Annotated in this window: 18 protein-coding genes; 10 read left to right on the top strand and 8 right to left on the bottom strand. The window is 38.4% G+C overall.

The window, feature by feature from the left end; all coding sequences use genetic code 11:
• The first annotated feature begins 15 nt into the window (after positions 1–15).
• Positions 16–1,053, top strand: coding sequence for an NADP(H)-dependent aldo-keto reductase (locus ULVI_RS04740; protein WP_068590261.1), 1,038 nt, complete (start codon positions 16–18; stop codon positions 1,051–1,053).
• Positions 1,054–1,120: 67 nt separating this feature from the next.
• On the opposite strand, the gene ULVI_RS04735 is transcribed toward ULVI_RS04740, so the two are convergent.
• From ULVI_RS04735 to radA, 4 genes are all read right to left on the bottom strand, one after another.
• Entirely contained in the window at positions 1,121–1,831 is a 711-nt protein-coding gene (locus tag ULVI_RS04735; RefSeq protein WP_068590259.1) for an FKBP-type peptidyl-prolyl cis-trans isomerase, read from the bottom strand.
• Between the two features lie 177 nt (positions 1,832–2,008).
• Positions 2,009–3,373: an acyl-CoA dehydrogenase family protein gene (locus ULVI_RS04730; protein ID WP_068590257.1), complete on the bottom strand. Its 1,365-nt coding sequence runs from the start codon at positions 3,371–3,373 to the stop codon at positions 2,009–2,011.
• A 145-nt stretch (positions 3,374–3,518) separates the two neighbouring features.
• Positions 3,519–4,712 carry a M23 family metallopeptidase gene (locus ULVI_RS04725; protein ID WP_082830785.1) on the bottom strand — a complete coding sequence of 398 codons (1,194 nt, stop codon included), beginning with the start codon at positions 4,710–4,712 and terminating at the stop codon, positions 3,519–3,521.
• The gene (gene radA / locus ULVI_RS04720; RefSeq protein WP_068590255.1) at positions 4,684–6,045 is read right to left on the bottom strand and encodes a DNA repair protein RadA; all 1,362 of its coding nucleotides are present in this window, start codon (positions 6,043–6,045) and stop codon (positions 4,684–4,686) included. Before radA ends, ULVI_RS04725 begins: the two co-directional genes overlap by 29 nt.
• Before the next feature lie 194 nt (positions 6,046–6,239).
• On the opposite strand from radA, the gene ULVI_RS04715 reads away from it, so the two are divergent.
• Positions 6,240–9,821 carry a T9SS type A sorting domain-containing protein gene (locus ULVI_RS04715; protein WP_068590254.1) on the top strand — a complete coding sequence of 1,194 codons (3,582 nt, stop codon included), beginning with the start codon at positions 6,240–6,242 and terminating at the stop codon, positions 9,819–9,821.
• 82 nt (positions 9,822–9,903) lie between these two features.
• Here ULVI_RS04715 and ULVI_RS04710 read toward each other — a convergent pair whose 3' ends face one another.
• The 4 genes from ULVI_RS04710 to panC all read right to left on the bottom strand — a co-directional run bounded on the left by ULVI_RS04710 (position 9,904) and on the right by panC (position 13,368).
• Positions 9,904–11,052, bottom strand: a complete 1,149-nt coding sequence (locus ULVI_RS04710) for an alpha/beta hydrolase (RefSeq protein ID WP_068590252.1) — start codon at positions 11,050–11,052, stop codon at positions 9,904–9,906.
• A gap of 65 nt (positions 11,053–11,117) precedes the next feature.
• A complete protein-coding gene (locus ULVI_RS04705; protein WP_082830784.1) occupies positions 11,118–12,083 on the bottom strand; it encodes a lysylphosphatidylglycerol synthase transmembrane domain-containing protein in 966 nt (321 codons plus the stop codon).
• Positions 12,083–12,433: an aspartate 1-decarboxylase gene (gene panD / locus ULVI_RS04700; RefSeq protein WP_068590250.1), complete on the bottom strand. Its 351-nt coding sequence runs from the start codon at positions 12,431–12,433 to the stop codon at positions 12,083–12,085. Before panD ends, ULVI_RS04705 begins: the two co-directional genes overlap by 1 nt.
• A gap of 86 nt (positions 12,434–12,519) precedes the next feature.
• Positions 12,520–13,368, bottom strand: a complete 849-nt coding sequence (gene panC, locus ULVI_RS04695) for a pantoate--beta-alanine ligase (protein ID WP_068590248.1) — start codon at positions 13,366–13,368, stop codon at positions 12,520–12,522.
• 103 nt (positions 13,369–13,471) lie between these two features.
• Between panC and ULVI_RS04690 the strand changes: the two genes are divergently transcribed.
• The 8 genes from ULVI_RS04690 to ULVI_RS04655 all read left to right on the top strand — a co-directional run bounded on the left by ULVI_RS04690 (position 13,472) and on the right by ULVI_RS04655 (position 24,690).
• On the top strand, positions 13,472–14,281 hold the full coding sequence (locus ULVI_RS04690; RefSeq protein ID WP_068590246.1) for a glycogen/starch synthase: 810 nt from the start codon (positions 13,472–13,474) through the stop codon (positions 14,279–14,281).
• Positions 14,282–14,379: 98 nt separating this feature from the next.
• Complete coding sequence (locus ULVI_RS04685; RefSeq protein ID WP_068590244.1) at positions 14,380–15,948, top strand: DUF4270 domain-containing protein; 1,569 nt, start codon at positions 14,380–14,382, stop codon at positions 15,946–15,948.
• An 11-nt stretch (positions 15,949–15,959) separates the two neighbouring features.
• Positions 15,960–17,807, top strand: coding sequence for a glutamine--fructose-6-phosphate transaminase (isomerizing) (gene glmS, locus ULVI_RS04680; protein ID WP_068590242.1), 1,848 nt, complete (start codon positions 15,960–15,962; stop codon positions 17,805–17,807).
• Positions 17,808–17,907: 100 nt separating this feature from the next.
• The gene (locus ULVI_RS04675) at positions 17,908–18,630 is read left to right on the top strand and encodes a sulfotransferase-like domain-containing protein (protein WP_068590240.1); all 723 of its coding nucleotides are present in this window, start codon (positions 17,908–17,910) and stop codon (positions 18,628–18,630) included.
• Between the two features lie 2 nt (positions 18,631–18,632).
• A complete protein-coding gene (locus tag ULVI_RS04670) occupies positions 18,633–19,529 on the top strand; it encodes an aminotransferase class IV (protein WP_068590238.1) in 897 nt (298 codons plus the stop codon).
• A 127-nt stretch (positions 19,530–19,656) separates the two neighbouring features.
• Complete coding sequence (locus tag ULVI_RS04665) at positions 19,657–22,410, top strand: TonB-dependent receptor (RefSeq protein WP_068590236.1); 2,754 nt, start codon at positions 19,657–19,659, stop codon at positions 22,408–22,410.
• Positions 22,411–22,837: 427 nt separating this feature from the next.
• Positions 22,838–24,343, top strand: coding sequence for a F0F1 ATP synthase subunit beta (atpD, locus tag ULVI_RS04660; RefSeq protein ID WP_068590234.1), 1,506 nt, complete (start codon positions 22,838–22,840; stop codon positions 24,341–24,343).
• Between the two features lie 71 nt (positions 24,344–24,414).
• Complete coding sequence (locus ULVI_RS04655) at positions 24,415–24,690, top strand: FoF1 ATP synthase subunit delta/epsilon (RefSeq protein WP_068591384.1); 276 nt, start codon at positions 24,415–24,417, stop codon at positions 24,688–24,690.
• Positions 24,691–24,742 lie beyond the last annotated feature (52 nt).

Raw genomic sequence — 24,742 nt, 5'->3', positions numbered from 1 at the left:
TATCTTTAACCTCTTATGAAATACACCAAATTACCCAACACCGACCTTGAAATAAGTAGCATTTGCTTAGGCACCATGACATGGGGGCAGCAAAATACCGAAGCCGAAGGCCATGAACAATTAGATTTTGCACTCGAAAAAGGAGTTAATTTTATCGATACAGCCGAAATGTATTCAGTGCCCGGAAAAGCAGAAACACAAGGAAGTACCGAAACTATTATCGGAACATGGCTTGCAGATAGAAAAGACCGAGATAAAATAGTACTGGCTTCAAAAATTACGGGTCCTGCCAGAAACTTTCAACATATACGAGAAGATTTAAACTTTAGTAAGAAATCACTTGAAGATGCTCTACACAAAAGTTTGAAGCGTTTGCAGACCGATTATCTCGACCTGTATCAGTTACACTGGCCGGAGCGTGCTGTCAACGTTTTTGGAGTTCGGGACTATGCTCACGAAAATAACAAACAATGGCAAGACAATTTTGCAGCAATCTTAGAGAATCTAGAAGCATTTGTAAAAGCTGGAAAAATTAGACACATTGGTCTTTCTAACGAAACACCTTTTGGAGTGATGCGCTATATGGAAGAAGCGCGAAAAGGCAAACGTAAAATGATTTCGGTACAAAACGCTTATAATTTGCTGAATCGACGGGATGAGGTGGGGCTATCGGAAGTTCTATTACAAGAAAATGTAGGTTATTTGCCGTATTCACCTTTGGCATTCGGACAACTTTCTGGGAAGTATTTAAACGGAGCAACGCCAAAAGATTCAAGAGTGACGTTGTTTCCAGCGTATTCGAGATATCATTCGGAGAGCAGCTTTAGGGCGGTTGAAAAATACCATGCGATCGCCAAGAAACACGAAATAAGTTTGGCTCAAATGTCATTGGCTTTTGTACGACAGCAGCCTTTTGTAACGTCCACGATTATTGGTGCCACTACGATCGATCAGCTTTCAGAAAATATAGACAGTGTGAATGTAACGCTTTCTCAAGAAATTTTAAAAGAGATCAATGCGATACATGCCGAAATTCCTAATCCCGCACCCTAATTTTAAAGCTGATGGTTTTCGGTTTTGTTTTGTAGCGTAGTAATCTTTTTAGTTACTTCTGAGTTGCTTATTGTATGCTAATCAATTCCACATCGAAGACCAAAGTTTCGTTCGCACGAATAAACTCTCCTCTTGCTTGTGTGCCATACGCCAGTTCTGAAGGGATGTATACTTGATATTTTGCTCCCTCTTTCATAAGTTGCAACACTTCGGTCCACCCTTTAATAACTTGAGTAACACCAAAAACTGCGGGCTCCCCACGTTCGTACGAACTGTCGAAAACAGTACCATCGATAAGGCGCCCTTCGTAATGTACTTTAACTTTATTCGACGCTGTTGGAATGGCTCCAGTTCCTTCTTTCAATACTTTATATTGAAGTCCGCTGGCCGTAGTGGTAACACCTTCTTTTTTAGCATTCGCTTTTAAAAAATCTTCGCCCACTTTTTTGTTTTCAAGTCCCACAGTTTCTAAAGTACTTTGTTTTATGCGTTGCATCGTGGACTGAAATTTTAACTGTAATGCTTTTTGTGCTTCGGAATCGATCTGTGACTCGCCAGCAAGGGTCTCTACCAAACCTCGATAGTACATGTCTGGATTTAGATACGTGGCGGTACTATCTCCCAACACGTTCTGAAATTGTGTCGCATACGAAGCAGCCATAGCATACGAGATAGAATCTGAATAAGTTTGAAGTTTTGCTTTTTCTTGTGCGGTAGCTGTAGGTGCTATTGAAGCTATTACTAATATGCTTAGTAAAAAAAGAGTGCGAGTTTTCATGAAAATTAGATTTGGATTTTGAAGATTCGAAAATACGGAAAATGATGGGTTACTGCAACCTAAATTATAACCGCAAGAGGGATAGCAGCTGGCTACCGTGTAGCGCAAATAGCCCGACCCTTTGCAGCGATAGCGGAAAAGGGGCTTGCCCAAAAAAGAAGCCTTAAGATATTGTTATTAACTCACAAAAGCGCTATAGCCTGTAATGGCACGGCCCACAATAAGAGAGTTGATTTCTTTGGTGCCTTCGTAACTGTATATGGCTTCGGCATCGGCGACAAAACGAGCTACATCATACTCGAGTAAAATCCCGTTACCACCCATTACTTCACGGGCACGACTTACCACGTCACGGGTTCGCATGCTGCAAAATACTTTAGCGAGCGAGGCGTGTTCATCGGTTAAAATTCCTTGATCTTGCATTTCTGAAAGTCGGAAACACATGGTTTGCATTGCGGTTAAATTAGCGACCATTTCTACCAAATGATTCTGAATGAGTTGAAAACGGGCAATAGGTTTTCCGAATTGCTCCCGTTTCTTGGTGTATTTCAATGCACTTTCATACGCTCCTCTTGCACATCCAACGGCTTGCCACGCTACAGACGCCCGGGTCATTTTTAGCACTTTGGCAGTGTCTTTAAAAGAATCACATTTCTGAAGCCGATCGCTCTCTGGAATTCTACAGTCGGTGAGTGTAATCAAGGCGTTTTGAACTGTTCGCAACGCCATTTTATTTTCCATTTTTTCGGCTTTATACCCCGGATTATCGGTACGTACAATAAACCCTTTTACTTGATGCGTTTCTTTTTCCCTCGCCCAAATAATAGTAAGATCGCTGAAGGTGGCATTACCAATCCATTTTTTTTGTCCGTTAATAATCCATTCATCACCTTCTTTATAACAGGTGGTTTCCATTCCTCCCGCGACAGCAGAACCAACGTTGGGTTCTGTAAGTCCGAAGGCACCGATCTTTTCCATGCGTTGCATTTTAGGCAACCATTCTTGCTTTTGTTCTTCACTTCCACAGAGATAGATCGATCCCATAGCGAGACCACTGTGTACCCCAAAAAAGGTAGAAATAGACACATCGACACGGGCAAGTTCCATCGCCATGACGCCTTCCATTAAAAAGGTCTGATTGGGACACCCGTACCCTTCATACGACATTCCGCAAATATTGAGTTCCGCCATTTTCGGAATGATATGATGCGGAAATTCGGCACGATTCCAGAAATCATTTGCGATGGGTTTGATCTCGTCTTCCATGAAATTTCGCACTTTCAATTGAATTTTTCGTTGTTCGGGGGTAAGTTTAAGGCTGAGGTCGTAAAAATCACCATCGATAGGTGGAAGTTTGTGTTGCCCCTTTTTTGCCTTAGTCTTGAGCATACGCATAAGCCCAGCGAGTTGACGTTCGTCGAGATCACCGACGCTTTTCATTACTTCGGAAAGATCTACCTTTTCAGATAGTTTTGCGATAGCTTGAATGTCAACCGATTTTAATACAGAAAAGGTGTTTTTTATTTTTGAAAATACAGACATAGTTTTACGTGTTTAATGGAGCAGCCTCTTATGTGCATACAATAGCGAGCATTGAAATTACACGGAGTCTAAAACAGAGTTTTATTTGCTTTCGATGATGTCTTAAAGATACTTGCTCCGTGACACTTTGTAGCCTAAGAAAGTGTTAATTTGAAGGGAGCTCATTTACAAAGCGCTCTTGGATAAATCCTTTAATAAGATCTTTGGTGCGAACATGAAGCCAAGCTTCGTGTTTTCCTAACACAGCAACAGTATCTCCTTTTTTAAGAGTGGCGATAGTTTCGAATCCTGAAATAGGGGCTTTTTGGAGTGTAGTGTTGCGCTTTACAGAACCTTTTATCATAGTGTTCTCCCAGCTAATTTCTGGAAGGTCGGTGCGTTTAATATAGGGCAAAGGGTTAATCGCTCCCGAAGCAGTTTTGTAAATTCCGAAGTGCAGATGCGGCGCTGTGGTTCGCGCATTTCCAGTATTTCCTACAAATCCGAGTGTGTCTCCTTGCTTTACGCGTTTTCCGGTAGTGGTTGCAATGCTGTCCAAGTGTGCGTAGTACATAGTCTTTCCGAAGAGTCCGTCGCGGAGCCACACTTGTTTTCCACCCAAACCACGATCGCCCGTGGAGGAAACCCTTCCGTCGGTAATGGCTACTACAGGAGTTCCTCGTTTGGCAAAAATATCGACCCCTTCATGAGAGCGACTTCCACCATCTCTGGGATCTGCCCAAAAACTTTGAATGTTTTTATTTCCGGCTCCACTTACTGGAAAACCATACGTAGGTTGAGTGTAGATTTTTAATTTAAAAGGGATGCGCTCTCCAATTCCCGATTGTATAATGACCTTATACCAACCGTATTCTGTAATTGCTTCAGATAAGTGGGGGATGTCAATTTCAGAACTTTTAATGAGTTTCAGGGGCGCTACTGTATCCTGCGATTTTTTAAACAGATCGATAAAGACTTGTGTTGAATCTAAGGGCTTCTCAATTTCCACGACAAGACGCTCTCCTTCTCTTAATTGTAGGTCGTAACTATAGGGGAATAAAATTTTTTCAGAAAAAATACCACTTTCAGCATACGGCAGCAAGACCTGAAGACTGTCTTTTTTAGCTTCTTCAAAACGTGTTTCCCAAAGTAAAAAAAGAGAATCGTTTTTCTCGAAATTACGAGCATATACTTCTTTTGCAGATGGATTTGTAATTACATCGGCCGCTTTTTGAATTTCAGTACAACTCGAAATTCCAAGTAAAAGAAGACCAACAATGAGATAAGAGGCGTATTTCATAGGATTGTTATACAACAGAAATCGTACCATATTACCCAAATAAATGATGTACCACATCATGAACTTTCGCAACTTTAATTACGTTGATATGATAGGTTTGCTTCGGAAGTTTACAGTATTTTGAGATCACGATCGAAGTAAATCCTAGTTTTTCAGCTTCAGTAATTCGTTGATCGACACGGGTTACGGGACGTACTTCGCCTGCCAGTCCTACCTCTGCGGCAAAACACATACGTTTATCGATGGCAATATCAATGTTTGAAGATAGCACGGCCGCTACCACAGCCAGATCGATCGCTGGGTCGTCTACCGAAATTCCTCCGGTAATATTCAGAAAAACATCTTTTGCACCGAGTTTAAATCCGGCTCGTTTCTCCAGTACTGCAAGGATCATGTTAAGACGCTTCGCATTATAGCCTGTTGCACTTCGCTGTGGGGTTCCATATACAGCAGAACTTACTAGGGCCTGTATTTCGATCATGAGTGGGCGCATGCCTTCAAGCGTAGCTGAAATTGCAGTACCACTTAAGTCTTCTTCATTTTTTGAAATTAATATTTCTGAAGGATTGCTCACTTCCCGTAATCCGCTGCCTTGCATTTCGTAAATACCCAATTCGTTTGTGCTTCCGAAACGGTTTTTATTGGCACGAAGAATTCGGTAAATATGATTGCGATCTCCCTCGAACTGAAGCACGGTATCTACCATATGCTCTAAAATTTTAGGTCCGGCGATGTTTCCGTCTTTGGTGATATGTCCTATAAGAATTACCGGTGTCGCTGTTTCTTTAGCGAATTTAATAAGTTCGGTCGTGGTTTCACGAATCTGTGAAATACTCCCAGCACTGCTTTCGATATGATCGGTGTGTAACGTTTGTATCGAATCGATTACCACGATATCGGGTTCGATCTCTTGAATATTTCGGAAGATATTTTGCGTTTTGGTTTCGGTTAAGATGTAGCAGTTTTCTGAAATCGGCTGAATGCGTTCCGCCCGCATTTTAATTTGTTGTGCACTTTCCTCTCCCGAAACATACAATGTTTTATACGGTAATTGAAGCGCGATCTGAAGCATAAGGGTACTTTTTCCGATGCCCGGTTCTCCTCCTAATAAGGTAAGGGACCCAGGCACTAAACCGCCACCTAAAACTCTATTAAGCTCGTTGTTTTTGGTGTTGAGACGTGCTTCAGATTGGGTGGAGATTTCCGATATTTTTAAAGGTTTTGCAGCGCGTTTTGCGGTTGCTTCGGAAGGATTCCACGTTGCTTTTTCTGCTTTTTGAATTACTTCTTCCGCAATGGTATTCCATTCGTTACAAGAAGTACATTTGCCCTGCCATTTGGAATATTGTGCCCCGCAGTTTTGACAGAAGAAGGTTGTTTTTGTTTTTGCCATGATCGTGCAGCTAAAATACATATTTGAAGGCAATTCTAAAGAAATGAAAACTTAAGGTATTGTGAAATTTTTTGCAGAAAAGGACCAAATGTTAGTAGGTAATAGAACTTCACTAAATATATATGGCATTTCACTCAAAATAGTTGGATGGCTGTTTGATAGGTTGTTATGTTTAATTTTTAAAATCTCACACTATGAAATTATTTTTACAACTAATTATCTTCGTTTTTTCAACTGCTTTATTGGCTCAAACTCCCGTAAATGATGAATGCGATAATAGAATTTTATTAAGTTTAAGTACGACTGAAATTACTTCAGAAACCATAGATTTAACCCAAGCTACACAAAGCGTTTTGTCTTCTTGTGACAATATTTCTAACACGTATTACGATGCGTGGTACGAGTTTGTTGCACCCGTAAATGGCAACGTTCAAATAACTGGTATTGGTGGATTCGATAATGTAACATTTTATGAAGGTTGTGAGGGTGTAGAACTAACGTGCTTTACAGATGATGGCTTTTTATATGGAGTAACTCAAAATGCTACATACGTACTACGAATGTCGAGAAGATCAAACTTCGCCGGGGTGGTTACTTTTGGTATCCAAGCGTTTGCAGAAAGTGGCAATAATGAATGTGAAGATCGTACCAATCTCGATGTCACCACAACCGAAATTTCTGAATATACAGTAGATCTAAGAGGTGCTACAGAAAGTACCGATTCTTCTTGTGACAGTGCTGGAAACACCAATCTGGACGTATTTTATGAATTTATGGCGCCAGCAACTGGGTCGGTTCGTATTACTGGTATTGGTGGATTCGATAACGTAACTTTTTATGATGGCTGTGATGGGACCGAATTAACGTGCTTCACAGATGATGGTTTCTTATATGGGGTTACTCAAAATACGCCGTATGTGTTGCGAATGTCAAGAAGGGCGATATTTGCCTCAGTTGTTACTTTTGGGTTACAGGGGTTTGTTGAAAATGATAATAATGAATGTGATGATCGTACAACGATCACAATTACAACAACCGATGTGTCTGAATACACGGTAGATCTAAGAGGTGCTACAGAAAGTACCGATTCTTCATGTGATACTTCTGGAAATACAAACCTAGATGTATTCTACGAGTTTACAGCGCCAGTTACTGGAAATGTTCGTATTACTGGTATTGGTGGCTTCGATAATATTACGTTTTATGATGCTTGTGAAGGAGCCGAATTAGCATGCTTCACAAATGATGGCTTTTTATATGGGGTTACACAAAACTCTAACTATGTACTTAGAATAGCACGAAGATCGAATTTTGCCGACATTATTACCTTCGGACTTCAAGTTTTTCAAGAGGTCGTTAACGATGCATGTGTCGATCGCACAAACATCGATGTTACTACGACCGAAATATTAGAATATACTGTAGCATTAAGCAGCGCTACAGAAAGTCTTGACTCATCTTGCGAAAACTCAGGTAATGAAAATCTTGATGTATTTTATGAATTTACCGCCCCAGTTACAGGAAATATACAAATAACGGGGCTTGGAGGCTTCGATAATATAACGTTATATGATAGTTGTGAAGGAACCGAATTAACGTGCTTTACTAATAATGGTTTTCTTTATGATGTTATTGAAAACACAACCTATATACTTAGAATGGCACGAATTTCGAATTTTGCCGATACAATCACTTTTGGAATTCAAGCTTTTGAAAGAGAGGAAAACGATGAATGCGATATGGCTACTGAAATAAATATAGGGGTTTTAGAATATACCGAAATTCCTTACGATCTAAGAGGAGCTACAGAAAGTATGAACGCCGATTGTCAAAATGAAAACAATGAGAACTTAGATGTATTTTATAAATTTAATATGCCGGTTAATGGAAATATAGAGATAAGTAACCTTGGTGGTTTCGATGTGATTTCATTATACGATGCGTGCAATGGTACAGAATTATACTGTGCTGTTGGAAACGGAATTATATTTAACTTAACCTCAGGCACCGAATATATTTTAAGGGGTTCTAGATGGTCCGTTTTTGCAAATACAGTATCCTTACGTGTTCAAGCAGTAGAGGCACCATTACCAGGATGTACCGATACGGTAGAATTTATTGGGGGAGCTTGGGTGCCTAACCCTCCTAATTTTAATACAAATGCTATTATTAGATCAAATTATACCACCGAAGATTATGGCAGTTTTCAAGCCTGTTCCCTTTCGGTAGATTTGTTAACTTCAGTGAATATTGCTGCGGGTGATTATATAGAAGTAGCGTACGGAATAGATAATAATGGTGTGATCAATGTAGCCCATGAAGGAAACATTGTACAACGTAACGCAGCTTCCGAAGCTATAAATAACGGTACAATAAACGTGAGTGTTACCACTCCAACTCTTAATGATGGTGATTTTATGATGCTGGGAAGCCCGATGTCCACGGAAACTTCTAACGATGTTTTCGGAAATGTACGAATGGTTCGAAATCATAGTACCGAAAATTTTGTACCGAATTTAGATGTGGCAAACGACTTTCCTATGGCTGAAAACTTTGCAGATGACAATGGTGATAATTGGGTAAATTATACTGGAGCTATTAATGTGGGTGAAGGCTACTTAATTCGTCCCCAATCTGAAGCAGTCCCAGAAGGCACATATACCTTAACCTATTCTGAAGGAACTTTAAACACAGGCGACATTTCGATTCCTGCTTTGTTTAATACCACAAAGAATGACAGTCCTAATATTTTTTCAAATCCGTATGCTTCAGCGATCTCTGCGGTAGATCTTATTAATGCTAATTCGGTGATCGATGAGGTATATTTTTGGGAGCATCTTACTCCGCCCAATGCGTCGTTACCCGGTTATAACAATTTAAATTTTAGCATGCAGGATATTTCAATGTATAATTTAATGGGTGGTGTTGCGGCTGCTTCCGATCCTTCTGGAACTGAAACTGAGCCGAACGGATTTATTTCTACGGCACAAGGTTTTGGGATAAAAGCCAATGCAGCAGGAACGGTAACTTTTACAAATACCATGCGGCGTGTTTCTAATAACAACACATTACGGAGGCATGAGGTTGATGAAGTAAATCGTTTGTGGCTACAGGTAGAAAATAGAACCTATGGAATGCAGAGTACAACACTTGTTGGATTTACTTCGGAAGCAACTTTCGATGTAGATGCTGGGTATGATAGCCGAAGAATGGCAACAGTTCTGTCTCTCTTTTCTGAAACTGAACACGGGGATGAATTAGGGATTCAAGGAGTGCCACAATTTAATACGAACATGAAAATTCCTGTCGGATTTTCAACACAATTAGACGCTTCATTAGAATATCGTATCTCAATTTCAGAGGTGCAGGGTGTTCATCTAGAAACTACAGAAATTTTTCTCTTAGATACCGAGTTAAATATTACGACGAACCTTTCCGAAGAAGTCTATGAGTTTACAGCTGAAGCAGGTACGTTTAACTCAAGATTTATGGTGTTGTTTGAAGACCGAACCTTGTCGGTTTCAGAAAATAATCTGGAAGGTATTGTACTGTATCCAAATCCGGCGCAAGATAGGGTTGTGGTTTCAAATTTGAATCGTGAGTATATCGAATCAATTTCAATCTATGATATTTCGGGACGCGTGATTTATTCGCAAGCAATTGAAAGTGCTGTACAAAATATTTCTATTCCTGTAGTTACATTAGAGAGTGCGGTATATATTTTAAGTGTTAAAGGTACCCACGGATCTGTAACGAAGCAGTTGATTAAAAATTAAAATCTAGCGTTTTAAAATTAATAACCATGAATTGATGAATAGCTTCAATTCATGGTTTTTATATCATTTAATAAGGCAGCGATTAGTACCCGAAATCTTCTTTGATCTTATCGGCTTTATCTAACATAAGGTCTACCGTTATAAAATCGACCTCTTCTTTATCGAAGGCGCCTTGATACGTTCGCATCGCTTTTTTTGGATCACCGGTTTCTTCATAATAGCGCCCCATATAATAATCACCAATGTTAGCATCGGGATATTGTTTTTTTGCCATAGTGGCAATCTCACGAAGGGATTCCCATTGCGATTTTTTCTCGGCAGCTGTGGCAGTTGCGATAAAATCATTAGTTCGAATAGGATTGCTTAACCCAAAAAGGTTCTTAATGGTTGCATACTTTTCATTAAGATAGGTATGTACTGGTTCATCCATTTTCATAAGAACCTCTTTATACTCTTTTTTGCTAATCGGGCGATATACAGAAAAAATCTTTTCTAATGCATTTGGAATTCCGCGCCCTACTAAGGAGTAATGCGTAGCTCCTTCAAAATTGTCATAATAGAAGTTAAACTGATCGCTTTTTAGTTCTTTTAGTTTTCCGTTTAGTTCTTCTGAAATTTCCATTAAGCCCTTAATGTCATCGGTTCCAGTAGCGAGGTAATAAAATATTTTCGATTCTACAGAAGGAATACGTTCCGGAAGTCGCTCTTCCATCATAGGGGCAAGATCTGGACTTAAACTAATATATCCATTAAATAATGGTGGGTCTTTAAATAAATAGTAATTAATAAAGTTTGCGGTAAAATCGTGGCCAACAGCGATTACAAATTTTGCTGTGCGGTAATTGTTATCTATATATGGAATAAGTTCTAACCCTATAAACTCAAAGAAATCGGCGCCTTTATCGGCAGGAAGAAAATTGGAATCGTCGTAATTACAATCTTCATATCTTGTATCACCTTGCATGATCCCCACAACGATAGATTCGGGCATGTCCTCCCAATAGCTAAAATAATCTACATTCCCGGCAACTGGTTCGAATAAATAATCGGCATCGAGCACTACGACAATTGGATATACTTTTTCGGTATTGGTATCGTAATTACGCGGAAGCTGAATTTTTAATTTGCGGGTTTCTCCAAGTTTGGATGAATTAAATTCTTCATATAAAATCTGTGCGGAAGCAGATAGGCTACACAGAATACATAACAAAAGTAGAATGATTTTTTTCATGGTAAGATTTTTAGGAACGTGAAAGATAGTAAAATTTAAAAAATTGACTTTCGGTTTCAGAAAAACTATACTTGCGAACGGTTGTAAATAGGTAAAAATATGAAGGAAAGTACACCAAACAATACAATAGAGGCAATGCTCGAAGTCCAAACGATCCAGCCGAAAGCGGTTCCTACAGTTTCTGCAATTCCGAAAACAGCTAAAATTCCAGCTACAAAGAAGGGGTATGAACCAAAGCCACTATTAGTAAAGGCAAAAGCGAAACTACCTACCACAAACGTAATTATAATAGTCGCAAAATCGATGGTGCTGGTTTCTTCTAATGCGAGTGTGGCCGTATAAAAAGAACCAAGGTATAATCCCCAAATAAGAAAGGATTGTACAATGAAAAGACCAATTTTTTTTATTTTCAAAATGCTTAGAACCCCATCTTTTAACCCTAAGAAAAACTCCTTCAGTTTTATCTTTAATTTTGAATTAGAAAATTTCAGAAATAAAAAGAAGAGAAGTAGTAGTACAATCAATGCTGTAAAAGCGAGTATTAGTTTAGAAGGTTCAACGATTTCGCTTAAATATGCAAACAGAACATCGAATTGAAGCATTAAGGCTGCCGCTGTAAAACAAAGGAGAAATATAAGGTCGATAACTCGTTCAGAAATAATGGTTCCGAAACCCGTGGCAAATGGGACTTTTTCGTATTTATCGAGCACGATTGCACGACTTACCTCGCCACTCTTCGGTATAAAGATATTCATGAGGTATGCGATGGAAATAGCCATAAAATTATTAATAACCTTTGGTTGATGGCTTACAGGTTCTAATAAGATATTCCATCGCAAAGCGCGTATTACGTGACTTATTACAGTTAATAATACCGAAAGTGTTACAATCCAATAATCTGCTTTTGAGAAATAGCGTCCAATTTCTTTTAATTGCTCTTCAGAAAATTTGTTATATGAATAGAAGATAAGAAAAATCCCAAGCGCTAGAGGAATGGCAATTTTAAGAAACTTTGCGATCGATTTATTCACTAGTTGAGTAAGTTGTTGGTCTCGTTAGGGAACACCAATGCTGGTTTAAATTCTTTAGCTTCTTCTATGTCCATGATGGCATAGGTGATAAGAATAAGAATATCCCCTGGCGCTACCTTGCGAGCAGCGGCACCATTTAACGTGATTTCACCACTCCCTCGGGGTCCAGGTATTGCATAGGTTTCTAGGCGTTCGCCATTGTTGTTATTTACGATTTGGACCTTTTCACCTTCAACGATATTCGCAGCGTCAAGTAGGTCTTCATCGATGGTGATACTTCCAATATAGTTAAGGTCTGCACCTGTAACTTTTACTCTGTGGATCTTAGATTTTACGACGTGTATTTGCATAGGGCAAAGATACAGATGATTTTATATTTTTGAAATTTTCTTCATCGATATTAAAAAATGCAACTATTAGTTGAGGTTATAGTGTTTTATTCCTCCAAAGCTTTATTATCGATCAACCGTACTTTTCCAGCAAAAGCGGCGATAAAAGCGCGGTAGTTGTTTCCTTTGCGTTTGTGTTTTGCTGTTTTTAGGGTTTTTACATTTGCGATCTCAAAATATTCTAGTTCGAGATCGTTGTTTTTAGAAAAACGTTGCTGTACCAATGCATTTAATTGCGCAATAGAATGCGTTTTAAATTTTTGATTTACTTCGGAAAGAGTTTCGTGAATGATTGCTGCTGCCTCAAATTGTTTAGGAGATAGGCGTTTGTTTCGCGAACTCATAGCCAGTCCGTTTGACTCACGTACAATAGGGCACCCAATAATTTTGGTTGGAAGATTTTCAATCTCGACCAATTTTTTTACAATCTGTAATTGCTGAAAATCTTTTTCTCCAAAATAAGCTTTGTCTGGGCGAACTGCTTTTAAAAGTAAAGAAACTACAGTGCCCACACCATCGAAATGTCCTTTACGATGTTTGCCTTCCATTTCATGCTCAAGTCCATCAAACGAAAAGTGTTTTGAAGCGACTTTACCTTGATATAGATCGGTAGCGTCGGGAGAAAAGATAAAAACAGTCCCTTTTAACGTACTAATTAATGCTATATCAGCTTCTAATGTTCTAGGATATTTTTTTAGATCGCCAGCATTATCAAATTGCGTTGGATTTACAAAAATACTTACAACCACGACGTTGTTTTCTTCTAATCCTTTGTTTATTAAAGATATGTGACCCTCGTGTAAGGCTCCCATAGTTGGGATAAAACCAATTTTTTTAGAATTTCGATAAGGAAGAAGTGCTTTTAAGAGCGAATTTTGGTCGGTGTAAAGCGTCATATAGAATGATTAATTACTGCAATATTAATATAATACCTACAATCTTCATAAATTTTCGTAATTTTGCGTGTTTTTAACAGCAATACCAATAAAGAATAGATTTATGAAAGATAAGAGAGTCTTGTATGTGTCTTCAGAAGTAATACCTTATTTACCGGAGACCGAGATTTCTTCCATGTCGTTTGAAGCTCCAAGACTGGTGAATAATAATGATGGGCAAATTAGAATTTTTATGCCCCGTTATGGAAACATCAACGAACGTAGGCATCAGTTACACGAAGTGATTCGTTTGTCTGGGATGAATTTGGTAATCAACGATCTTGATATGCCCCTAATTATAAAAGTTGCTTCAATACCGAAGGAACGTATGCAGGTGTATTTTATAGATAATGAAGATTATTTTAAAAGAAAAGCCACTTTTGCAGATGAAGATGGAAATTTCTTTTCCGATAATGACGAACGCGCTATCTTTTTTGCTAAAGGCGTTATTGAAACCGTTAAAAAATTAAATTGGTCTCCAGATATCATTCACGTACATGGTTGGCTGGCATCATTCTTGCCTTTATATCTTCGAAACTATTATGGTAATGAGCCTTTGTTCGAAAATAGTAAAATTATTACATCGGTTTATGGTCAAGGTTTTACCGGGACATTAGACAAAAAGGTTGTAGATAAGATTAAGTTTGATGCAATCGATGATGAAGTTGTGGAAGATCTTAAAGATCCAACGTATGAAAATGTTATGAAAGTTGCGATAAAAAATTCGGATGCCATCATGATTGGTTCCGAAGAAATACCTTCAGCACTAACGGAGTATCTTAAAAGCATAGACAAGCCTGTGTTAAAGTTTCTTAATAAAGAGGATCTAGAGCCTGCAATGTTAGATTTTTACCGCTCAGAATTATTAAAATAATATACTATTTACGCTCGTTTATAGTTATTAAGTTGAAAAAAAATAGATGACGTTAGTTTCTAACTACTGGCGTCAGAGAAGAAAATTAAAATTAGCAGATGAAGATTAAATTTGTACTACCAAAAGTTACAGTACTTTTAATGGTGATGATTGCATTAGTGTCTTGTGAAGATGATTTTAGTACCCTCGGGTCTGAAATTTTTGAAGGACAAAATCCTGAAATTTCGTTGGATGATGCTGCCACTGTAATAGCTTATAGTGAAAAGTTTAAGCCTGTAAAAACAAATCAGCTTCCCGTAAATTCACTAGGAGTTTATAACGACCCTCTTTATGGAAAGTCTACAGTGAGTTTATTATCTCAGGTAACTTTAAGTGAATTAGATCCTGATTTTGGAGAAGAACCTGAATTAGAAAAAGCTACCCTATACTTGCCTTTTTTCAGCGAGGAAACTACTTTAGAAGAAACCACTACATTTGAGTTGGATTCAGTTTTTGGAGCACAACCTATTAAGATTTCACTTTACGAGTCTACTTATTTTCTCCGTGATCTCGATCCCACTACTAATTTTGAAGACACACAAGAATACTATTCTGATCAGGGAAATCTATTTGAAAATTTTCAAGGAGAACTTATAGGAGAAATTATAGATTTTGTACCAAGTGATGAGGGATTTGTTATTAATGAAGGTGATGAAGAGGAAGAGGAAACGCTTAGTCCAGGAATTCGAGTAGATTTACCTTTAGAGTTTTTTCAACAAAAAATACTTGATGCAGGAGGGACTCAAGACCTTATTAGTGTCAATAATTTTAAGAATTACTTTAGAGGGATTTACTTTAAAGTAGAATCAACTACAGATGACGGCACTTTTTTCTTATTTAATGTTGCTGAAGGTCGTATAGAACTTGATTACAATTACTTGCCAGAAGGTGAAGATGAGCGTGAAACATCATCAATCAATTTACAATTTAACGGTATAAATGTAAATGTATACGAGAACGATATAAACCCTACAATCGCTAGTGAATTACAAAATCAAGATAAGATCAACGGAGAGGAGAAATTATATATACGTGGGGGTGGAGAAGGAATTGTTTCAGTAATAAATCTATTTGGAGAAGATATTGATGGAAATGGAGTTGCAGACGAATTAGAGCTATTACGTGAAAAGAAATGGTTAATTAATGAAGCCAATCTTGTATTTCACGTAAAACAAAGTGATATTGAAAGTGGTAGTACAGAACCAGAAAGAATATTAATTTATAATCTTGAATCTGGCCAATTATTAGTTGATTATGGACTTGATTCTTCAGTGGCAACAGAACCTATCGACGCTATAAGCAATCACTTAGGTAGATTGGAGAGAAATGATTCTAATGAAGGTTTATCTTATAAAATTAAAATTACAACTCATTTAAGTAATATTATTAATCGAGACTCTACAAATGTCCCTTTAGGTGTAGTTGTAACGCAAAATGTAACTGTCCCACAATTTCAAAATGTTCGTACAATGGTACTCCAAGGAACATCAGAAGAGAGTTCAATCGATGTGAAACAAATTCCTGCAGGTGCTATTATTTCCCCTGAAGGTACTGTGTTACACGGGAATTTAGCTCCAGACGAAGCAAAACGATTGAAACTCCAAATTTATTATACAGAACCTAATTAATACGATAAAATATGTGTGGAATTGTAGGCTATATTGGTAAAAGAGAAGCTTATCCTATTATATTAAATGGTCTTAAAAGATTAGAATACCGAGGATATGATAGTGCAGGTATTGCATTATTTGATGGCGATGAAATTCAATTGTGTAAAACCAAAGGAAAAGTAGCAGACCTTGAAGCTAAGTTCGATAAAACCACAACAACTAAGGGTTCTGTAGGAATAGGACATACACGTTGGGCTACACATGGAGTTCCTAATGATGTTAATTCACATCCACATTATTCAAATAGTGGTGATTTAGTGATTATTCACAATGGAATTATAGAAAATTATGCTTCTATAAAAAAAGAATTAATCAACAGAGGGTACGTCTTTAAATCCGATACTGATACAGAGGTATTGGTTAACCTAATTGAAGAGGTCAAGAAAAAAGAAAATGTTAAATTAGGAAAAGCAGTTCAAATCGCTTTAAATGAAGTGGTTGGTGCGTATGCAATTGCTTTGTTCGATCGCAACAAACCCGATGAGATCGTTGTAGCTAAATTAGGAAGTCCCTTGGCAATTGGAATTGGAGAGGACGAGTTCTTTATAGCCAGTGATGCTTCTCCTTTTATCGAATTTACCAACAATGCGATTTATCTAGAAGATGAAGAAATGGCGATTATTCGTCGTGGAAGAGATGTGAAAATTCGTAAAATTAAAAATGATCATCTTGTCGACCCATACATTCAAGAGCTCAAATTAAATATTGAACAAATTGAAAAAGGGGGTTATGAGCATTTTATGCTTAAAGAGATCTACGAACAGCCTACGGTAATTAAAGATACATATCGAGGTCGTCTTTTGGCAGATAGCGGAATTTTAAAATTAGGTGGTTTAGAAGATCATATTTCTAAATTCACAAATGCAAACCGAATAATTATCGTGGCATGTGGAACTTCCTGGCATGCAGGATTAGTTGCCGAATATATTTTTGAAGACCTAGCACGTATCCCAGTAGAAGTAGAATATGCTTCAGAATTTAGATACAGAAATCCAATAATTACAGAGAAAGATGTAGTTATCGCGATTTCTCAAAGTGGCGAAACCGCCGATACTTTAGCGGCAATTAAATTAGCTAAACAAAAAGGTGCGTTTGTTTATGGTATTTGTAACGTTGTAGGTTCCACCATCTCTCGTGAAACTCATAGTGGTACATACACCCATGCTGGTCCAGAAATTGGTGTTGCTTCTACAAAAGCATTTACCACACAGATCACTGTATTAACTATGATCGCTTTACGATTAGCAAAACAAAAAGGAACTATTTCTCAAAGCGATTATATGTTGCACCTTAGGGAATTAGATATGATTCCCGACAAAGTAGCAGAAGCATTAAAAAGCGACGAAAAAATAAAAGTGATCGCAGATGTTTTTAAAGATTCATCAAACTTTTTATACCTTGGTAGGGGTTATAATTTCCCTGTCGCTCTCGAAGGAGCTTTAAAGCTAAAGGAGATCTCTTATATCCATGCAGAAGGATATCCTGCTGCAGAAATGAAACACGGTCCTATTGCCTTGATCGATGAACATATGCCTGTAGTTGTTATTGCAATAAATAGCAACCACTACGAAAAAGTAGTGAGCAATATTCAAGAGATTAAGTCCCGAAAAGGAAAGATCATCGCGGTTGTTACAGAAGGAGATACCGTAGTTAAAGAAATGGCAGATTACGTTATGGAAGTGCCAAAAACTCCAGAATCTTTAACGCCTTTGGTTACAACCATTCCATTGCAATTGCTATCTTATCATATCGCTGTAATGCTCGAACGTAATGTGGATCAGCCACGAAACTTGGCAAAATCGGTTACGGTAGAGTAAGCGAATAGTCATTTACCGTACAGATAAAAAAGAATCAGTAAAGAAGCGTTTTCGTTTTTATTCTGGTTCTTTTTCATTTTAAATGAATATTTTTATTCTAATGAAAACAATTAATTTAATTTCTGGTCCGCGCAATCTCTCCACGGCGATAATGTACTCATTTGCACAGCGAACAGATACCATTGTGCTGGACGAGCCTTTCTACGGAAATTATTTAAAAAATGCTTCTATCGCTATTCAGCATCCTTCTCAGGATCGTATTCTAGAAACCATGGAGTTGAAAGAAATGAATATTATTCAAGCCATCGAAGCACTTTCCAAAGAAAAAAATGTTTTTATAAAAGGGATGGCGCATCATTATCTATCAGAAAAACCAGATTTTATTTTAAACTGGACGAATGTTATCCTAATAAGGCATCCCGAAAAATTAATAGCATCTTTTGCAAAAGTTATTGAACATCCCACACTTAATGATATCGGTATTAAAAAAGCGACGGAACTGTTCTTGTTTCTGAAAAATAGCGGGAAACAACCCCTTGTGATCGACAGTGACGAACTTTTAAAAAACCCTGAGAATTATTTAAAAAATCTCTGTGCAAAGCTCCAGATGCCTTTTGAAGCTGAAATGCTTCAGTGGAAAAAAGGAGGCATTAAAGAAGATGGTATCTGGGCGAAACATTGGTACGGAAATGTACACAATTCTACAAGATTTGCAGTGCAAGAATCAAGTAGCCAGCCCCTTCCGAAGCATTTAGAACCGCTGCTTTTAGAAGCACTCCCTTTTTACCAAACATTACAATCATCTATCTTAAAAAACGAGTAACTATGTTGCAGCAATTCAATCCTAAGAATAAAGACCTACAAGTATATATTAAAGACCAATTATACCATCGCGACGAAGCAAAAGTTTCGGTTTTCGATAGTGTAGTTCAAGGCGGAGATGCTGTCTGGGAAGGATTGCGCGTTTATCCTGAAGGCGTAGTATGTTTAGATAAACACTTAACACGACTGCATGAGTCTGCCAAAACACTTGCATTTACAGATATTCCTACCAAATCTGAAATTAAAAAAGCCATTAAACAAACGCTTGAGGCAAACGAAATGAATAACGACACTCACATTCGGCTTACCCTTACTCGGGGCGAAAAAATTACTAGTGGGATGGACCCAAGACTAAATCAGAGTGGTTCATGTTTAATTGTTTTGGCAGAATGGAAGCCTTTGGTATACGATAATAACAGTGGAATTAAAGTCTTAAGTTGTAGTCAGCGTAGAAACGGACCGCAATACTTAGACAGCAAAATTCATCATAATAATTTACTGAATAATATAATTGCGAAAATTCAAGCGAATGTAGCAGGAAAAGATGCAGGTTTAATGTTAGATGATCGCGGTTTTGTAGCAGAACTAAACGGTAGTAACGTTTTCATGGTAAAAGATAACAAGGTATTTACGCCTTTTGCACACGCTTGCTTACCTGGAATTACTCGAAATACCGTAATAGAGTTGTGTAAAAAAAATAGCATTGAAATTGAAGAAGCCGATCTTACGCTGAGCCAGTTTATTAATGCTGAAGGAGTTTTTGCAACAGGAACAATGGGAGAATTAACCCCTATCGTGGAGATTGATGGACGTACAGTTTCAAAAGACAGCGAGGTAATGAAAAGAATCCTCGATGTATTTAAAACTACGATTCGTACTCTTTGCGAACCTTTAGAGTAATTCTTTCACACGATATTATTCATTTTAAAATAATTTCTTCTGAAGATGTCTCATTTTTAGAGGTCTATCGGTTGCTAAATTTTTATTTCCTATCTTTCTTATAGTTTAACCAACCTCTTCAAGCTATATGAAAACTTTTTCGCTATTCATTTGTTTACTTATTAGCGCAACAACTTGGGCGCAAACAACCCTCTCGGGAACTGTTACTGATGCATCACAAGAACCCATTTTAGGGGCGAATGTGGTTATAAAAGGTACTGCAGTGGGTACGGCAACCGATTACGATGGAAACTTCACTCTTTCTACAGATGCCGTGCTACCCTTCATTGTTGAAATTACAAGTATTGGTTATCAACCAGTGACGCAAGAAATTACTTCCGAGGGAGAACGTATATCTGTCGCTCTTCAAGAGGGAGATGCACTTGATGAAATCATTGTTTCGGCCTCCAGAACTCCAGAAAGTGTTCGTGAATCTCCGGTAACCATAGAGCGTATCGATGCCCGAGATATTAAGAATGCTGCTGCACCCAATTTTTACGCCTCCTTGGAAAATTTAAAAGGAATCGATGTGAATAAAGGAGGGCTTACTTTTAATTCGGTTAATGCAAGAGGATTTGCCACCTTTGCCAACACTCGGTTTGTACAATTGGTTGACGGAATGGACAATGCTTCTCCGGCATTAAATTTTGTAATCGGAAACTTTTTAGGGGTTAACGAACTCGATGTAAAAAGTGTAGAGATTCTGCCAGGTGCTTCTTCTGCATTATACGGAGCAAATGCCTTTAACGGAATACTTTTTATGACTACAAAAAACCCTTTCGAAGATCAAGGAATAAGCACGTATTACAAAACTGGTATTACAAGTCAAGAAGCTGCAGGAGACAATCGTTTTTATGATTTTGGAGTGCGTGCTGCCCATGCGTTTTCTGAAGTATTCGCGGTAAAAGGATCGTTTTCTTACCTCCATGGAACCGACTGGCATGCCACCGATGATAATGAATATATCTTAGGAGAGCCAGGAGAAGCCGACATGGTAAATCCGTTTGGCTCTAGTTTAGATCACGATGCTATTAATATTTATGGAGACGAAGTAGCCACAAATATTAACGAGGTGGCGCAATTTTTAGAAGCGACGGGACAAATCCCGGCAGGCTCAAGCATGTTTGTGCCTAATGTTGTTGTAGGACGAACTGGATATAAAGAGTCTGAACTAACCGATTATAAAGCAGAAAATGGGAAAGCTAATTTCGCATTGCACTTTAGACCCTGGAAAAATGATGTAGAGATTGTGTTAAATTCAAGATTCGGATTTGGAAACAGTATTTATCAAGGAGCGAATCGTTATCAGTTACGTAATTTTCTTGTACAACAACACCGTTTAGAAGTAAGTGGAACTAATTTTTTTCTGCGAGGGTATACAACAGCAGAGAAAGCAGGGAATTCGTATGACATGCGATTCACGGGTATTAATATGAATTTGGTAGATGCGCCACAATGGTTTGGAACTTATGTAGGAGCATTTCTTCAAGCTGTAAGTGCAGGAGCACCCGAAGCTGACGCACATGCTGGTGCAAGAACATTTGCAGACGCAACAATAACGTTACAACCAGGAACACCAGAATTTCAAGAGAGGTTCGAACAAGTGACCTCGAATCCCGATGTATCGGTGGGATCTAAATTTATAGACAATTCAAAATTACATGTAGCTGAAGGAAATTATAACTTCGGAAGTTTACTTAATAATGCATTCGACCTCCAGTTAGGAGGTTCTTTTAGACAATATGCATTAGATTCTCAAGGAACCATCTTTACCGACTATGATGGTCCTATTCGATATGATGAATACGGTGCGTATGTGCAGGCGATCGAAAAATTTGCAGATGATCGATTAAAAATAACTGGGTCGGTTCGCTATGACAAGTCCCAAAATTTTGACGCTAGTTTTTCGCCACGTCTATCATTGGTGTATTCGGCTGGAGAAAATAGAGATCATAATTTTAGAGCTTCGTATCAAACAGGTTTTCGTAATCCCGATACACAATCACAATATATTGGTTTTAACGTAGGAAGAGCAATTCTAGTGGGTTCTGCGGAAGAGAATCTTGATCGAATTTTACCTGGAACGCCACTTACTGGACGCGATGCCTATTTCGATTCGTATACGTTGAGTTCGGTAACTGCTTTCGCAGCTGCGGGAGACCCTTCTCTTTTGGTACCCGTACAAACTGCTTTAGTGGAACAGGAAAAGGTTACCGCGTTCGATGTAGGATACCGCGGGCAATTGGGAACTTTCTATCTCGATTTAAATGGATATTACAACATTTACGACGGATTTATTAGCAATACTACGGTAGTAACTCCAATTAATGGAAGTGCTTTCGATGCTTCGGGAATTGGCGATTTAGTTACTGGGCAAACTCAGGCATTTCAGTTATTTACCAACTCGAAAGCAGATGTTTCCTCGTATGGTGCTGTGGTAGGAGTAAACAAAAAACTTGGAAATGATTTTCGATTGGGTGTGAATTACACATGGGCGAAGTTCGACTTTGACCAGTCCTCCGATCCCGATTTTAGAGCGCAATTTAATACGCCTGAACATCAAGTGAAACTGAGTTTTTCGAACGCGAATTTGTTTAAAAATTTCGGATTTAACACCAACCTTCGATGGAGCGACGAGTTTCTCTGGGAATCCAGTATAGCTAATGCCATTATAGATAGTCGAACGGTTTTAGATGCCCAGATTAATTATGCCGTGCCAAAAATTAAATCGGTCTTTAAAGTGGGCGGAACAAACATTGCAGGAGATGAATATCGTAGTGCCGTAGCCTCTCCTAACATTGGCTCGCAATATTATGTTTCGTGGACGATCAATCAACAATAAGTGATATGGAATATTAAATGTTTCGATGCTCTCAGTATGATAAGAGAGCATTGACCTGTTTTCAAGTTGTTTTTCTGAAGCTATACGCAAAAAGACTAGTGTCGATGTATGTAGGTTGACATACTTCATTTACATCGATGCACAATCTTCTTTACTTTCGGGCAGCGATAGCAGAGGAAAACCCGCAGCCATTGCTATGATGGTTGATGTGGTGGAGATGGCGAGGATTTGAAACGAATAGCGCGGTACTACAAGCAATGAGGTACGAGATGTGAAGGAGTAGCACGCCAAAAGATAGGTTTAAAAAGAACGAATAAAATTTCAAGAATTTCCCTAGTAATATTTAAACAGAAAAAACTATCTTTGCACCGTTCAAAAAAGGGGCGGTATAATCGCCCGTACAGTACTAAAAATTAAACCCTTAATAATGTCACAAGTTACAGGTAAAGTTGCTCAGATTATTGGCCCAGTTGTGGACGTTGCTTTTGAAAGCGGTGCAAAGCTTCCCAAAATTTACGATTCTTTAGAAGTAGATAACAATGGTAAACAATTAATCCTTGAGGTTCAGTCGCATATTGGTGAAAACACCGTGCGTACAATTTCTATGGATTCTACCGATGGGTTAAGCCGCGGTGTAAATGTTGTTTCTACAGGAGCACCAATCCAAATGCCAATTGGCGACGATGTATATGGTCGTTTGTTTAATGTAATTGGAGATGCGATTGACGGAATCGGGGACCTTCCAAAATCGGGAGATCACGGATTACCTATTCACCGATCTGCACCAAAATTTGAAGACCTTTCTACCTCTACGGAAGTATTATATACAGGGATAAAAGTAATTGACCTTATCGAACCTTACGCAAAGGGTGGTAAGATTGGATTGTTCGGTGGTGCCGGTGTAGGTAAAACTGTATTGATTCAAGAATTAATTAATAACATTGCGAAAGGACACGGTGGATTATCTGTATTTGCCGGTGTTGGAGAGCGTACTCGTGAAGGGAACGACTTACTTCGTGAAATGTTAGAGTCTGGTATTATTAAATACGGAGACGACTTTATGCACTCAATGGAAGACGGAGGATGGGACTTGTCTAAGGTAGATAAGGCCGCAATGAAAGAGAGTAAAGCAACATTCGTATTCGGACAAATGAACGAACCACCTGGAGCACGTGCACGTGTTGCATTATCTGGTTTGACGATTGCAGAGTATTTCCGTGATGGAGCTGGAGATAGCCAAGGGAAAGATGTACTTTTCTTTGTAGACAACATCTTTAGATTTACTCAAGCAGGATCTGAGGTATCGGCACTATTAGGTCGTATGCCATCTGCGGTAGGATATCAGCCTACTCTAGCGAGTGAAATGGGTGCGATGCAGGAACGCATTACTTCAACTAAAAGAGGATCCATTACATCGGTACAAGCAGTATACGTACCTGCGGATGACCTTACCGATCCAGCACCAGCAACAACATTTGCTCACTTGGATGCAACAACAGTATTGTCTCGTAAAATTGCTGAGCTTGGTATTTATCCGGCTGTAGATCCATTAGATTCTACATCTCGAATTTTAGCTGCAGATATCTTAGGTGATGAGCATTATAACTGTGCGACTCGAGTAAAAGAATTATTACAACGATATAAAGAATTACAGGATATTATTGCTATTCTTGGTATGGAGGAATTATCGGAAGAAGATAAAATGGCGGTAAACCGTGCACGTCGTGTACAACGTTTCTTATCGCAACCTTTCCACGTAGCAGAGCAATTTACTGGTATTCCTGGAGTTTTGGTTGATATTAAAGAAACTATTAAAGGATTTAATATGATCATGGACGGTGAGTTAGACCACCTTCCAGAAGCTGCCTTTAACTTGAAAGGTTCAATCGAAGAAGCGATGGAAGCCGGAGAGAAAATGTTAGCAGAAGCTTAAAAAGTTTTGAGTTATAAGGTATGGGCGCAATGCTACATACCTTATGCTTTTACACACTTAACCAATTAGATATGTATTTAGAAATCGTAACACCAGAAGCATCTTTAGTAAGTGGTGAGGTGGAAAGTGTAACTGTACCGGGAGTGGAAGGTGAGTTTCAGATGTTGAACAATCACGCTGCTATCGTTTCTGTTTTACAGGAAGGTAAAGTGAAGTTTAAAGGAAATCCAACCATTGCTGAAGGTTACGAAAATAAATTTAAACAAGAGGACGGAAAGTGGGTACTTGAAATTACCAGTGGAACCGTTGAAATGAATAACAATAGAGTAATCGTATTGGCAGATTAATCCAAACGCATTACATGTTTAATAAACCCCTTATTCTGTAAGAATTTGGGGT

Source organism: Cochleicola gelatinilyticus (genome assembly GCF_001637325.1).
Lineage (GTDB): Bacteria > Bacteroidota > Bacteroidia > Flavobacteriales > Flavobacteriaceae > Cochleicola > Cochleicola gelatinilyticus.
Note: the sequence above shows the minus strand (reverse complement) of the source record. Positions and strands in the feature narration are given on the sequence as shown.